This is a genomic window from Escherichia sp. KTE52 (assembly GCF_000408325.1).
Classification (GTDB): domain Bacteria; phylum Pseudomonadota; class Gammaproteobacteria; order Enterobacterales; family Enterobacteriaceae; genus Escherichia; species Escherichia marmotae.
Window position 1 is genome coordinate 80037 of sequence record NZ_KE138679.1, and the last position, 15179, is coordinate 95215.

The 15179-nt window shown below is 49.3% G+C and carries 10 protein-coding genes and 4 tRNA genes; 1 reads left to right on the forward strand and 13 read right to left on the reverse strand.

Translation table 11 applies throughout. The features are described from left to right. Positions 1–266: 266 nt before the first annotated feature. From A1SC_RS25145 to A1SC_RS11555, 10 genes are all read right to left on the reverse strand, one after another. A tRNA-Ser gene (locus A1SC_RS25145) sits at positions 267–353 on the reverse strand. A 241-nt stretch (positions 354–594) separates the two neighbouring features. Next, positions 595–670: transfer RNA gene (locus A1SC_RS11590), tRNA-Thr, on the reverse strand. Positions 671–674: 4 nt separating this feature from the next. Further along, positions 675–761, reverse strand: a tRNA-Tyr gene (locus tag A1SC_RS0121955). Positions 762–766: 5 nt separating this feature from the next. Further along, positions 767–841 (reverse strand) — tRNA-Asn (locus A1SC_RS11585). A gap of 1346 nt (positions 842–2187) precedes the next feature. Beyond that, positions 2188–3396: a hypothetical protein gene (locus tag A1SC_RS11580; RefSeq protein ID WP_016262433.1), complete on the reverse strand. Its 1209-nt coding sequence runs from the start codon at positions 3394–3396 to the stop codon at positions 2188–2190. Positions 3397–4028: 632 nt separating this feature from the next. Further along, on the reverse strand, positions 4029–4643 hold the full coding sequence (locus tag A1SC_RS25900) for a VRR-NUC domain-containing protein (RefSeq protein ID WP_262353649.1): 615 nt from the start codon (positions 4641–4643) through the stop codon (positions 4029–4031). Between the two features lie 18 nt (positions 4644–4661). Beyond that, on the reverse strand, positions 4662–4922 hold the full coding sequence (locus A1SC_RS11570) for a hypothetical protein (protein WP_016262437.1): 261 nt from the start codon (positions 4920–4922) through the stop codon (positions 4662–4664). Positions 4923–4924: 2 nt separating this feature from the next. After that, complete coding sequence (locus A1SC_RS11565; RefSeq protein ID WP_016262438.1) at positions 4925–5359, reverse strand: hypothetical protein; 435 nt, start codon at positions 5357–5359, stop codon at positions 4925–4927. Positions 5360–5395: 36 nt separating this feature from the next. Next, positions 5396–12232 (reverse strand): SNF2-related protein, encoded by a 6837-nt coding sequence (locus A1SC_RS11560; protein ID WP_016262439.1) that lies wholly within the window; start codon positions 12230–12232, stop codon positions 5396–5398. 110 nt (positions 12233–12342) lie between these two features. Then, the gene (locus tag A1SC_RS11555) at positions 12343–12816 is read right to left on the reverse strand and encodes a carboxypeptidase-like regulatory domain-containing protein (protein WP_016262440.1); all 474 of its coding nucleotides are present in this window, start codon (positions 12814–12816) and stop codon (positions 12343–12345) included. A 193-nt stretch (positions 12817–13009) separates the two neighbouring features. Here A1SC_RS11555 and A1SC_RS11550 point away from each other — a divergent pair, with 193 nt between their 5' ends. After that, positions 13010–13495 (forward strand): TIGR02594 family protein, encoded by a 486-nt coding sequence (locus A1SC_RS11550; RefSeq protein WP_016262441.1) that lies wholly within the window; start codon positions 13010–13012, stop codon positions 13493–13495. A gap of 31 nt (positions 13496–13526) precedes the next feature. Here A1SC_RS11550 and A1SC_RS11545 read toward each other — a convergent pair whose 3' ends face one another. Genes A1SC_RS11545 through A1SC_RS11535 form a run of 3 tightly spaced genes read right to left on the reverse strand, consistent with a single transcriptional unit; the run spans position 13527 to position 14655 of the window. Then, a complete protein-coding gene (locus A1SC_RS11545; protein ID WP_016262442.1) occupies positions 13527–13724 on the reverse strand; it encodes a hypothetical protein in 198 nt (65 codons plus the stop codon). Further along, complete coding sequence (locus A1SC_RS11540; RefSeq protein ID WP_016262443.1) at positions 13724–14431, reverse strand: Rha family transcriptional regulator; 708 nt, start codon at positions 14429–14431, stop codon at positions 13724–13726. The genes A1SC_RS11545 and A1SC_RS11540 overlap by 1 nt, the downstream gene beginning before the upstream one ends. Next, positions 14431–14655 (reverse strand): host cell division inhibitor Icd-like protein, encoded by a 225-nt coding sequence (locus tag A1SC_RS11535; RefSeq protein WP_000245715.1) that lies wholly within the window; start codon positions 14653–14655, stop codon positions 14431–14433. Before A1SC_RS11535 ends, A1SC_RS11540 begins: the two co-directional genes overlap by 1 nt. Between the last annotated feature and the right edge of the window lie 524 nt (positions 14656–15179).

Genomic DNA, 15179 nt, shown 5'->3' on the forward strand with positions numbered 1-15179 from the left:
AACGCCATTGCTGTTAGGTTGCGGTGCCGGGTGCCTCCCGGTGACGTTAACCAGTTAACAATTAACGCCGGATCACTTATGGATTCTCGTTACGCCAGTAAAAAGACCACCTTTACTGTTTTAACTGTTCCGCGTGCGCTTAGCCGCATTCACCGCAATGGTAAGAGCATTTGGCTGACTGGGCGGCGATGACGCCTGTACGCATTTGGTGATCCGGTTCTGCTTCCGGCATTCGCTTAATTAGCCAAATACTCTTAACGTTGCGATGGCGGAGAGTAATGGAATCGAACCATCATCGCTTGCGCGACGGGACGGTTTTCAAGACCGCTTGAGCACCATGCTCCCTACTCTCCAGTGATTGTGGTGGTCGGTACTGATCTCCGACTGCGCCTCTTTTTTTCATAGCCCATAAGGCCGGTCAGTGCGCTTGATGACTGAGGCATCGATATTTACTACGCCGCCTCGTTGCCATAGGGCGGACTTGCGCGCCAGCAACGCGCATTCACCACAACGGAAAGAGCATTTATGGCTCGCATCGCGGGAAAAAGCCCACGGTAGAGAGTCGAACTCTACAAATGCTCTTACCTGTTGTGTTGGTGCCGGTTAACGGGATCGAACCGCTGACCATTCGCTTACAAAGCGACTGCTCTACCAACTGAGCTAAACCGGCAATTTGGTGGGGAGTGATGGAGTCGAACCACCCGAGTCGCAATGACAGTAGATTTACAGTCTACACCGCTACCTCTACGGACTAACTCCCCTAAATTGGCGATGGTGGGTGGATTCGAACCACCGACCAGTTGGTTAACAGCCAACTGCTCTACCGCTGAGCTACACCATCACTTGCCGGGTACGTCTCCGGCGAGGGCTTCCACCTCCGTATGCTTTTCGGCGCACCGCGCCCTGGCTGCAATTCGGTAACAGGGGATGCATAACCCTGGCTTCCAGCGTGATTAGCGCCTTCAGCATGACGGGATATACCCGTTACAAGACATTATTCCAGAAAGCCATTAACCAATGGCTGTTACGCGGGAAGGACGTAACAGGTAAGGGCGCTGACCAGAAAGACCTGACCCTTCTCATTCATCTGGTTAATCACACCAGCGCCCTTGCCTGTTATGCCTCCCCGTTCCCTAATACACAGACGGGGACACTCTGCGGTCGATTTTTTGACGGGGGACGACTCATACCCCGTGGCGTCAGGCTTCTTAGGCCGCTACCATCATCAGATCATCGTTTGCATTTACTTTAATGGTCAGTTTCTAAACCGCCGCAAAGTCGCTAACCATGACGAAAACACTGAAAAAACACCCACCCGAAGGTGGGCAAATATCCCACTCGCGGTATTGCCACTTAGGCGTATGGTCAACCTGGCAACTCGGTGTCCTCAACGGGGAAGGAATAACCCCGCCATACTTACCGCCGCGCCTGTCGCGGTTATCGCTACGTATCAACATAAAAGCCGACTGCCTGAGCAAGATTCACTTTCAAAGGCCCGCAGAAAGGAATCCATAGTCGGCTTTTATCTTGAAGCGGCTCTCTCTCCGCCCGTCACCGTCCTATCCCGGTTGTCGCGTTTGCCACGCCAGCCGTAACGAGGTTTAAAGTCTTTTCACGTTTTCATCACTCGACTGCCGTCTATGGCTGTTCGTTGCAGCGGGGGTGCCTCCCCCTGGGGATATCCCCGGCCTTACCCCCATTCTTTCAAAACACAATGCAAGGCCACATCCGCATAGGTGCATTACCGCAACGTTAAGGAGACTCAGAGTCAGCAAAATAAGAGGAAAACCCAACTCTGCGCCTCCTTAACGTTGAGGATGTTCACTGATGATGACCCGATGCAGCCTGGCCCACTTAACATACTCACTGCCAGATCATCATCAATGAACACCTTAAAAAGACCTTCCGTGGCTCAAGTCACTGTCGTTTACTCCGTAAAATGCTCTCGCTGAAACCACTTTACGCACTAAACCTGCCGGGCATGTATTTGCACGGTGCCGGAGCTTTCCCTTACCTTAAAATTTACTTTCTAACACTTAAATTTGTTTGATGCTGGTGGGGAAAGACAATGAAGTGACTATCAAACCCGCAAGCGACATGGGAAGCTCCCCACCAGCACGAAAAATTCTATGTTAAGTTAACCCTATAATCAATATGTTAGAAAGACAATTTTAATTTTCTAACACATTATTTCCCGTAAAGATTTTCAACTCCACCGTTCTTCTTATCCCACTCGTTCGCCCATACCCGGCAAGCATCAATTATTTCCTGACGGCGATCGCCCTGCATGAACGGAATGCTTTCATGAAAGCTGCTTGGAATGCAGGCCACACTGAACACTGTATCAAACTCAGTCTGCTTGATTGCCTCCAACGTCTCTGGACGCATTTTCAATTCGTCGATCGGTGCATCCTTAGAGTCCATAATCCGGCGATGCAAGCGTGGAAAATCCGTTTCAAGGTACGCCATAATTTTATCTGCCAGACATTCGTCTATGTCGGTATTCCAGTCAGTTTCGAAGCCAGGAATTCGGTAGTAAAGCGGCGTTCCCCATACTGATGGGATCACATCCATCGTCAGCAGGCGGCTGGTTCTGATTTGCTGATGGTAATTTGCCGTCAGCAACGCTTCGCCACGTTGCCCAGTCTCCGCGACCAGACCATGCGGAAACTCATGGATATAGGCAATAGCTTCTCTTCCGTCATACATTAGCGGGAATGTCTCTGGCCTTTGCCCCATGCCACAGGCGCGATTCAGATCATGACCAAGCTCTGAACACTCTCGTTTCAATGTTTCAATAATGCTCTGCGCCGCTGCTAACTTTTTACGCAGTGTGACGAGTTCGCCTTGATACTCAACGCATTGCTGATTTAGCTTGGTTAAACGCTCTTTTAGTTCGCGACGCTCTCTTTTCAGCGTGCGGTTATCTTTCTCCGCAACATCCAGTCGTTTTGTCAGGCTTGGCGGATAGTCTTTTTTGTAACGACTCAAATCGACTTCAGCAGATTTGCGCAGTGTATTTGCCTGCTCAAGACGCGCCTCCAGATTGCCGATCTCATTACGCATATTCGCGGCAAATTGATTAACTGCATCCCCCAGGCTTTCAACTGTCGCTGATACACCAGTGACTTGAGAAAAACGGATCAAGCCATCATTAACGGCTTGCTGATATTCCTCAAACTGATCCACCAGCTTATTGTAATCAACTGCCCCATCATCAAGGAGCTGGTTGATTTCCGCCACCAGGTTATCTGTAGTGGCAATGACGCTCTCATGCAGTCGCTTTGACAGGTCATCGCCCGGATTTCGTTTCTGTATAAGCGCGATTTGTGTCCGCAGCGTTTCAATTGCGGTTGAGATGATCTCCAGGCTTGATGATTCTACTTGCTGACTCATGTTTGTTCCCTTCCTTGAAATTAGTTTTCTAACACATTTTATTAGTATGCAATTTCAATAAAAAGACTCAGGCAACAAAAAACCCGCCAACTGGCGGGTTTATGACCGTTTAGACGTGTTGGAGTAGCATGTATGCCATATAAATCAAAGCTATCAGTACGACAACTACCTCTGAAATTCTAAACGCGCGCTTTACTATCTGCCGCTCACCGTGGGGTATACCATCCGAGTATTCCTGATCCGTCATTTTCCCCAGCCAGCTTACCGATAACAGAGCTGCATTCTCACTCATATCAAGTTCACTTACGGCCTCTCGTATAAGTGGCGCGGTTACTTTCCTGGAAGCAACTTTCATGGTTATGCTTCTGGTTCTTCCGGCGTCATCAGCAAACGTCAGATTTACGTGGTGTTTTCTGCTCAATGAACAAACTCCCAATCATTGGCTTTCGCGCTTTCCGGGGTAATGCATACCTTGTCGCCGGTAACTATGTTTCGGGCTTCTAATGCCCCATCATCCATCTTTTTAAGCTCTATACAGAAAGAATGAGGCCATGAGCAGCGACGAGCAACAACGTTAGCACCGGCAGGGATAAGTTCAGCCACGTTAAGTAAACGCAAAACGATTTCTCCGTTTAATCAAGATTTACATATTCCGTGATAGCTTTTATGGCTTCATCGGCACTGCGCGCCTCAAAGCAGTAATAGCCTGCTTCCGTGAGGCGGGTCATCCAGACGAGCTGTTCGGGAGTCAGACGGTTTCTCCCGTGCTTCATCTCAATGCGCATTCCGTGATACCCACCACGAGCAAGGTCAATAGAAAGGTCCGGATAGCCCTTCTTCTGACCTTCTGCCACCATCTTAATGGCTGTCCTTTTGCCTCTCAGGCCGCCGTTCGGTGTTGAGTGTGTGTGCTCATACACGTATCGCATGTTGCGATACAGCCAATCCAGAACGCGAACCTGTTCGTAATGTTCGTAATTCCGTTTTAATAAGTCAGGATTTCTTTCTAACTCTCTCAGTGCAGCAGCGTGCGGGGATATTTCAGAATACGCACTATGATGCCTGCGTCTTCGCATTAAATTTCTAACACAAACTTCCTGAAATAATGAACACGATAATAACAAGAGCGTTAGTTTTATCAAAACCGAGGGAAATACTACTAAAGAGATAGGCGGATGCAACAGGTCGGACTTGTTTTTAGAGTAAATGGTGATGCGGGTCAACAAGCCGGGTAAATTGTATGTCATTTACCCAACTTGTTATTTTTAATGGTTTATTTTATCCGGTTCGTTAATTTCCGTAACCGACTTGTCGATAGCAATCATCCATCCTTCATAGGATAAATCATCAACAAGCCCCACCAGCTTATCGTCAGTGTGCGGAAAATAAATCCATCCCCATTTCGAAGGGTTTTCTATATGCCGCAGGGTAAATACCCGCTTATAACGGTGGTATTCAAGGGCGTATCCCTTCCCTTGTGAGTACGCTTTTAAGTCGTCGATCGTAAACCTACGATTCTTTCGCATGGCTACCCCACGATTCGATATTTCTCTATAGACTCGTCGTAACTTGTGTATACGTATGGCTCTGTATCATCAGCATAAGGCGCGACTTCCAGAGCATGAACGGGATTGTATACCGCGTCATTTTCCAGGCGATCGCTCGAATACAGATGCCCGGCTAAAACCGTAAGCGCCGGGCGACTCATTTTGTAGATCTCTGCCACATCACTATCTACAACTTGTCCAAATGATATGTCGCCGCGCTCCAGCAATAACGTTTTAAGCGCAGGCCACCACGGCCCATAAAGGTGATAAAGCTGTGGATCTCTTTTCAGCCTTTCCACCATGCCATCCAGATATGCATCCAGAAACGCCTCTTCACTCCTGCCATTGAGCGCCTGCGGCAAAATGTCCTCAAGGTAGGATTCCGTCGGTTTTACAGTGTCAATTAATGTCGTCATTCAAATTCGGCCCCGGATGGGGCCGCTCCTTATCTGTTAGGCCGCATCGGCGATTATTTTACGCAGTTCATCTACCGAGTAACGCGTAGATACCATCCATGCCGGACGGTCAAAGTTCACATCAGCAACCGGGTTTGCTTCAAAATTCCAGAAACGCCCGCCAATCTTCTTAATCGCGTCTTTGGCGTTCCGTATTGTCGAGGAACCTGGTTGGTCGGCAATGAGATAAACCGCACCGACGTCCTCGCTGACGCTCCACCAGCGCCCGCGAACACGCGCCTTCGCGCGAATCGGCTTATCATTAACCACAATGATATAGTCATCATTCGCCGCTTCATCAGCTCTGGCTTCAGCCACTGCCGCCTGCTCTTCTCTTTTGCTTTCAGCCTGTTCAAGCCTTTCCGCGATCTCTGATTCGGTGGCCCCGCCGTTTTTCAGCGATACATAGTCTTGCCACGTTGCTGATTTGAGCGCATCCGGCAACTCATTCACATAGTCACCGTCTTTCAACTCACGGGCGCGGCGGGTAGCCATTTCTACCAGGCGATTAACAGAAACAGCATCAGCAAAATCGTCCTTACTAATGTGTTTTTCATCAAATGCATTGATGACAGCCCCCACCTTAATCCACTGTGCTGCCGGTGATTCCAGGGGGTTATCAGCCTGGACAATGGCGAGTTTCGCTCCATCTACCCCATTATTCGCCAACTGTTCCAGTGCCGCCCATCCATCTGCATCACTGAGTGATTTATATTGCTCAAACAATGCATCGCGCCAGGCCGCCAGCGCAGAACGTGTTTTTTCGATCTTCGTCTTAATTTTCGCGATCTTGACCTGATTAAACATCCGTTCAATATCATCGATATTGCTAAAGGCTTTCATCCTGCCCTTGAATAAACGGTATGCCAGCACGGTCCTCCAGAATGATTCCAGACCTTCTCCGGACGGTTTGCGGAACAAGCTAAGAATATCTTCAGAAGTGACTTTATTAAGCGAACGACCTGACAGACCACGCCCAGCCATCCAGTTTTCGAACTCCTGGGCAACATCATCCATCGTTGCCTGTGCGCCCCATGCCTGCATTCCCTGGATGTAATCATACCCATACAATGCCTGGAGGAATCCCTCACCGTCCACGATATTCAGCGGGTTATCACTGGCTTGTATTTTTGCCACTTCACGCTTCAGCGCCTCATCGTTGCCATCTGGATATATCCATCGTTCAGGTACTATATCCGATGCTCGCCCGATTTTTTGGCCTATCACGCCATCATAGGCCGATGACAGCGCGATCTGACCATCATCTGTGCGATATGCCCAGTATTTAATAGCTGACCCACCGCCCCATGCATTACCAGGTTTACCAGCAATAACATTCATTACCCCATTGCGAATAGCATCATAGAACTGATCGCGAGTAAGTATTGTTGATAGCTGGTGGCACTGAACACCACGCGCAGCCGTTGCGCGCGATTCAGCTACCCCCTCTTCAAAAGTTACCGCTTCAATCACAGAGTCAAACGGCAATGTAACGATTGACCCCGGTGATCGAGCGTAACGACTTGCTCTATCCAGCCAGGCGATACGGCAGAGGTATTGTGCTTTTTCACCGTCAATTTTTTCCACCCGGACAATCGCTGTTGTTTCGCGATCATCAATGACTGCACGGTAATAACTACCTTTATGCAACAGGATATTCTTGTCAGTGCGCATATATTCCTGTGGGTTCTGAATAACATCGATACTGATATCCAGCACACCAGACTTAATAGCGCGCTCCACATCACCACGAGAGCGTTTCATTATGGTATCCGCGTCTTTTGCCCTGGTGATCGCAAACCGCAGCACCCGCGCACGTTTTCTGTAGCTACTCAACTGCTCAAGCGCGAATTTTTGCCCATTCCTGTTCGTACCCGCTTTTATCAGGTCGTCAAGATTTCGCTGGTAATACTCTATCTGTTCCATCGCGCTTTTCAGTTCTGTCTCCATCATGCCGATATCTTTTCCAGCGGCGTTTGCCGCTTTCAGGTAGATATCGAGAGCATTGTTGGCCTCGCGCTGTGCTTTCAGTTTCAGACGTTCTTCACGCTCTTGCGCCTGGCGAGCCATGATTGCGCGGCGTTCTTCCGGGTTTGCCGCCAGCATAATGGCGCGTTCATCAGCATCATCCGCATCACCATTGGCGATCTCTGACATGTCGGAGGTCATCACCATCTTGATCCAGTCTTTCTTACGTTTCAGCGTATCCAGACGGAAGTCGTCGAATGTGCCTTTGCCACAATAGTAGTGAACATTGACCTTCTCTTGCGGTGAACCTACGCGCGCACCGCGCCCATTTCGTTGGTCGATACTGGCTGGTGTCCAGGGTAGTGTCAGGTGGTGGATATCGGTTGTCCCGATATGCAGGTTAATACCTACTTCAGCCTTCTTGTTACAGATAATGATGCGCGTGCGCCCTTCGTTATAGTCGGCGGCAATGCCTTCCATACCCTCAAGGCCAGCATCATTTTTAGCTGAGAGATAATCCTCATATTGGGCAAGTTTGCTGTAGTAGGTTTCCCATGCCCCTTCTTTGTATTCACCGTTTTTATTCGGAGTAGGTTCAGTCGGCTTATTCACCTTCTTCAGCTTGATGCCGCCAGCCTGGCTAACGGTCGTCGCATTGATAATGCCTATCTCCTGCTCCGGCATTTGCAGTGCACTGGCGATAATACGGCGCAGCTTCTGGTGCTGGGCTTTTTCATCAATGAAGACAATTTGTTTACCGTTCTTCAGACCTTCACGAAGGTTTTCGATCAGCGCGGCATACTTCGGCGGGATGGGGTGTGATACCTGCTGCAGATCAATCCCGGCGGCAGCAATGGCCTTCAGTATTTCAGCTTCCAGTTCAATGCTGGCACGTATTTCAACATGCGCCGGATGTTCACTAAAGGTGGTCTTCACTACCTTACTGGTGCGCGTACTAACCAGCCCACCAGCGCCGTCTTCTTCGGCCTCGTCTGCATCATCTGCCACTTTACCGCCAGCTACTTTTGGCAGGGCATCAGCAATAGCTTTTACCTTGTCTGCAAGCTCAACGGGGAACTGGAATGTAATCGCACTGGCATACAGATCCGGATCTATAGCAACCTTATCCATGTCGCGGATGATGGAGAAGATGAAATCATCCGGTTTTTCGTTTGTGATATGCCCGTTTTCATCAACCGTCAGCGCATCTTTACTACTTAACTCCTGTGCACGCTTACGAAGCTCTTCATAAGCAGCCTCCTGCTCCCCTGTCATCGGGATCTGCAAGGTATTCTCGACAATATCAGGGATTTTAACCGTCGCCCCGACGTCCGCAGCAGTCTTCAGAGTAGTCCAGCGATGGAAAATACCACGCAGGCCATCAAGGTTCTGGAAGCCAACCAGCCCCTGCTTCTCTTCCACTTCCCCGGAAATTTTCTGGACCTGAACTGTGGCTGTTTTACCAAACACACGAACGAAATCATCAGGCGTAATGATGCCCATGCGCATCCACTCTTCCTGCGGAATGACAGTAGACAGCATGTTGAAGGCATCAATCGGACTGTTCACCAGCGGTGTTGCCGTCAGCATGACTACACCACGCCCGTTGTTGCGTTTCATCATGTACGCAGCTTTTACAGCCATGTCGCGGGCCATCTTGGATACTGCCGGGTTAGGCAAATATGCCAGTTGTCCCGCTTCACGCCCGGCATTAAAGGAGTTGCGGTAGTTATGCCCCTCGTCGGCAATCACGCTATCGAAGTTCATATCCTCAAAGTACGGGATATTCTGCTTCTTCGTTGTACCGGTATTCGCGGCCTGATCCTTAATCTTGTTCTTCTTCTGCGCATCACGGTGTTTACCAGACGCCAGGTCAAGACGCCCCATTTCCACAGCATTAAAGACAGCTTGCTGTGAGTTCTCCTCGATGGTTTTTTCTCGTAGCGGGATAGACGCGAATTGTTCTTTTGTCATGATGACCGTTCGCCAATTTGACGACGGGATCATGTTCATGCGCTGAACGATAACGGCGCTGGCGGACTCTTTCACAACATTTCTGGTAAGAGGCTGCCCGTTACTGTCGAGGCGTGGTTCGCCATTTTCATCAAGCACCGGCGCGGTCAGAATATTTCCGCTGTCATCACGAACTTCATCCAAACCGATAAACATCATATTGGCGAAGGCATCAGCACTGTAGAAACTCTGTGCCTCGTGATACCAGTTCTGATAAACCGCCTTCGGAACAACAATACACGTGCGTTTAGTGCGACCTGTTTCGAAGTTATACGCCTCAAGCGCAAGCGCGGTCGTGGTTTTACCCAGCCCGGTACCAAATCCCATGATGCCGCGCCCATCTTCTGACAAGCGACGAACTTCTTCATTCTGATAAGTCAGAGGAATGCGCTTTCCACTAATCCCTTCCAGGCCAAGCGGTGCGTTAGAGTGCGTGAACGGAATGAAGCCATTGAATGCGTCGTTATAGTCACGGGCTATCTGATCCGCCTGCGGGTGGGTGCGTAACCAGTCGTTAAAGCTAACTTCCAGTTGAGCAATTTTATCCAGGTACTCGTTAGCGTTCTGCCCACGCGGTTTAACACCGTTCAGGTAGTTTTCTAACTGGTTCAGGAAGCCGTCTTTATTGTTGGCCTTCTTGAACTCATTCCCGTTTTTGCCGTTTACGGTTCGTAGTTGATAGCCGGTAAATACCCCGTCCTTACCTTCGTAATCGTCCGGAGATACCAGAATGCCATCGACGACCTTCAGATCAGGTTCAGTGTACTTAAACTCGTCATAGCCCTGCTCTGCCAGGAACTCTTTTATCAAGCGGCGATCCAGCCAGCGGGCGTTCAGATTAACGGTGACTTTATTTAGTGGCGTGAAAATGCGTTTCTCTTCGATTTTCGCCAACTGACGCTCAAAGTTCGCTTTCTGTTCACCTGTTGACGCATCACGCCAGCCCACCAGCAATGTTGTTTTGGTTGCAATATCGCCGCTGGTGGCGCGGTCCATCGGCAGCAGGCAGCCATACCCATCAATAGCGATATCATCAAATTTCGCCAGGTATTCAAGGGCCGCGTCGTCGTCCTCTGGCAGTTCACCAGCAAACGCCTCACGAAAGTCGCCCAGCGTTATAGGATTAAGGGCTACATCACTGAAAAGATGTGCTATCACTTGTTCCGGACGTGTAAAGTCAATACCGGCAGCACCATCCGTTACATCAAGTCGCCCTGCCAGAAGGTCAGAAGTGGAACCATCCTGTTTCACATTGCCAGTGAACGTCATCCAGTTTTTAGCGCCAGCTTCAGCAAGCCCATTCAGCTTAATCGCGTGCGGTGGTCCATACTTCGCAACTTCTGCTGCCGCCAGGCGGGATGCATCTGCCAGTTTGTCATCAACGTTCACCCCCAGGTTACGCAAATCAAGTGCCTTGTTGATCAACTGCCCTATCAACGCACCGCGCATAACGCGCTCCCTGTCTTTTTCTCGCTGTTTGCCAGCAAAGCGAATCATTGCTGCCACTTCATCACTGACAACCGATGGATAGTCGGACGCGATCGCCGATATCTGGTCCCATGACAAAGCCAGAATCCCGTTTGTTGACTGGAATGCGATCTGCAGATCGCCAAACGTCGAAACACCATATCGACTTACATCAAGCGCGGAGGATTTGGTTGTCGTGTCCTTAACCCATTTCAGGCCATCAAACTCATGCCAGATACCGCCTACAAGACGCTTATCCCCTACTTTTGCGCCCTGCCATGCCTGGGTAGTTACTCCGAGCAAATCCCAATTAATACGGCTTTCAAAGCGGCGTGATAACGCGGTTTTCATCGACTCATTGGATACACGACCGTCCTTTTTCACCACCAGGGTATTGCGGAAGCTGGTGCGTTCCATGTCGCCGTAAACAAATCGCTTCCCTTCGGTTGTAAACCATTTCCCTTTGAGGAAGGTATCCCAAAGGACGTTTGCCGATTTGAGCGTTGCATCATCCGTGTCGGGGATCATCTCCAGGAAGGTTTCCGGGTGTTTACGCAATACCCATACGTCCACCACGGTATCTGTACCGGACTCGCTGAACGTACCAGAAGGCATACGATGCGCGCCCAAAAATTCCGCTTTACGGCTGACTTTATCGCGCAATTTTTTGTATTTCGTACCATCGGTCATGCCATTCGGCACCACCAATACAATTAGTCCACCAGGCTTAACCTTGTCGATCGTGCGCAGCACAAAATAATTGCCAACGTTCTTCTCGTTTGCATATGCCGGATCAAGCCCGGCGACGCCGGAACGCCCTTCGCCAAACGGTACGTTACCAACTGCGTGGTCATACATTGCATCTTTCGCCGCCAGCGCCTCAAACGCCCCGATATTCACATCATCTTCCGGGTGCAAAAGCTGGTTTATTCGACCGGAGATCGGAGACAGTTCGGCGCTGGTCATTATCATGCCCTGCCGTTTTGTCTCCTGGAAAATACCTGTGCCTGCTGACGGTTCCAGTACGTGACCGCTATCAATACCGTAGTCGCCGAAGAGATCCCATATACCTTCTGCCATAAACTGTGGCGTATAGTATTCGTATTGGCTGCCCTCACCATCTGTCAGGCCGCCTTCACCGGTATACCCGGCAAGAATCTGGCGCTGTTCGTCAGTTAATTTCGCCCCATCGAAGCCAGGCGGAAGGGAATTAAGAAGATTTACTGCGGCGTTGTTTGCTGCCCGGCGTGTTTTCTGAATACTGACGCCATCGACTTTCTTAACGCCAAAGGTCACTACAGCTCGCGGTTTATGCAACCGACTAACAATTTCAATCAGCGCCCCAATGCTGGTGGCCTGGCTAATTGAATCAATTATTTTGTCCAAAGGAAGCCCCCTCAAAACCGTTAAATCCGCCTTAAGCGGTACGGTTTGAGAGGGTATGGAGTGTGTTAATTTCGCAGAATCACACCCCGAAGGTTCTTACTCAAAAGGGATCATGGTTGTACCTGGATAACATCCCCGTTCTTAACGGTGATGATTTCATCCAGAATAATAACTTGCGGATAATTACCTGCATACCAACTGAACGAACCAAACACCTCATATTGGCCTGGTGGTACGTTTTCAAATTCAAATTTGCCTTGAGCATCTGTCAGGACAGTTTTGTCATATTCCACAGCCCGGCCATCGATTGTTTCCAAGATCTGCGTATTGTAATTAATTTGTGGGGTGTTTTTGATATACGTCGTATATGGGCGGAGAGTAATTTTAGAACCAGCCCCAATCTTCACATCGCCGCCACGCGTCATACCAAATAACTCCCCCTTAACCTTGCCAGTGCCTTCTTTCGGCAATGCCTGGTACTCTTCTACGGGAAATGCAGGGCGTTTTACGACTTGCTTTTGAATAGGCGCACATCCTGATAATGCAAATGCACAAACAATAGCCGCTAATATTGTTTTTTTCATGACAATCTCTTTACTCAAATAGATAACGCAAGCTAACAATAACCAATGTTATCACTAACTTAGCGCAGTTTAACTTTTCTGTTAGATAATACATTGAATAAAGTTAAAGATGAATGCCGTTTAATAATGTTTGGTGTAATAGAAATCACATTCTCAACATAGTTATTGCTCTTTTTTCATTCGGAGCATGATTATGATCAATAATGAACCTCGCTGGCTTATTGAAGCCCGTAAAAATATTGGAGTCACCGAAATAAAAGGAGCGAAACACAATCCTGAGATCGTCCAGTTCTGGCGGGATATTAAGCGCAGCGGAATTAAAGACGACGAAACGCCGTGGTGCGCTGCATTTGTTGGTGCAATGCTGGAACGTGTAGGCATCCGCTCAACAAGATTTGAGTCGGCAAAATCCTATCTGGATTGGGGCGAGAAATTAGATACACCGGCATATGGATGTATCGTTGTATTTACTCGCACAGGCGGTGGGCATGTAGGCTTTGTTGTCGGACGCCGCGCCAATGGCGATCTGCTTGTCTTGGGTGGGAACCAGGGGGATGCTGTTAATATTCGCGCATTCCCCACATCAAGAGTGTCTGGCTATCGCTGGCCTACTGGAGAACCACGCAATACAGCTCTGTTACCAGTCGGAGACGCAGCGACCTCAACTAATGAGGTATGAAAAAGCCCCGGCCAGGCCGGGGCATCACACTTCAAGTTACGATCCAATCATTACCGACTGCATCCGCCGTCGATAAATCGACTTCCCGGATCTGGCATCCATTAATACAAAACCATCCGGTAGTAGAGCAATTATCAGGCCAGACCCATACACCAACACTCCATGCTTCACGGCGGCACACTTCAGCCTGTCCTTCCCTGATTTTTTTTACCGCCTGCATGATGTCCATCACTCGCCTCCCCAACCGATCACCTGGAATTGCCCCATCCTTGGGTGATACCAGCGTTTTCCTCGGTGTTCAGCCTCCGACATCATCAGGGTAAAGGCATTCATGAAGGGAGATAAGGCCACAATAGTACGACGCGACAATACCCCCTCTGGCGTCAAAAACTCATGAGTATCTGTGGGGATCTGGTAAGCGTTGACCAGGTTGCGGCATTTGGCTTCAGTCAGGCCGCATTTCGCCGCTAACTGGCGATAGCCAATGTAGCCTTCCGGAATATTGCCTTTCTTTATTTGCTCGACGGTTTCAGCAACCTGGCTAACCTTTGACTCAACAACATGAAGCCGCTTTTGCTGCTGAACTGCATTTGCAGCCATTGCAGCGATCATCTCTATTTCGGTCAACGGCTGGCGTACTTGTTCTTCCAGTTCGCGCCAGCGGTCCACCAGCCGGGCGGTGAATTCGGGAGAGAGCTGCGCGACGACGATAATACTATCGCGCTTGCCTTGCTCGCCTTCGAAGACGTAAGCCTCGACACTACGGCGTAGTCCTAAGTTATTGATTTTTTCGAAAACCTGCAATGCAGGAAGTTGAATAACTCCAGATTTAGCCAGGCGCTCTATTGATATTTTTACGTTATCTGGACGACTTCCCACCAGCTCCGCGATCTCAATGCTGGTCATTGATGGCTTTTCGAGAATGCAGATATCCATCAGTGAGCCTCCGCAATGCCGGGATTGGTAATATTGCGATACCAGGGATTAGTGTTTGGTTGTGGGGAAGTAGAGAAACGACCAGTAAGAACACCATATTGATCAGGGATCAGAGAACGGGCTTCTTTTTCGGTTGCGGCAATTGCGAAGTGATCGCAGTGTTTTTGCAGGGAGTGGAAACGCCAGATGAATTCTGGACGTGAGCAAGGATTGGCATTAACCATAGTTACGGCCTCACTAACAGGTTTAACAACCTGCTACCCGCTGTCAAACAGGTGGCAGGACGTGACAGGGTTGACAGACTGGCGTTAGTGAAACCAGCAGGCCGAAGCCTCCCCATCACGCCCCACCATAATTCGGGCGTAACGCGGTTTACGGACACAAAAATACCGCAATATCGGAAATCTGCGGTTGTCCGCACTAACATTCAGGCTGTCAAACCTGGTCGCAGAATTTGCTACGACGGCATGAATATAAGCCTGAACATTAGAAAGATCAACAGAATTTTTATCAGATGCTGTTTTTTTGTGACGATGTAAATCATACATTCTTGATTAGAAACATCAATTTAATTTTCTAACATACATTTTCGAGCGATGAAATTCCCGCCGCACGGTTATTGTACAGTCAATCGCAACATCATCCCCGAAAGCCCTCCGGAATTGACCAGTCTTCCCGGTCAAATTCAGACCTATAGCCACGCTGTTTCATCAGGTCAAATGCTTCATTGATGGTTGCACATCCCTGG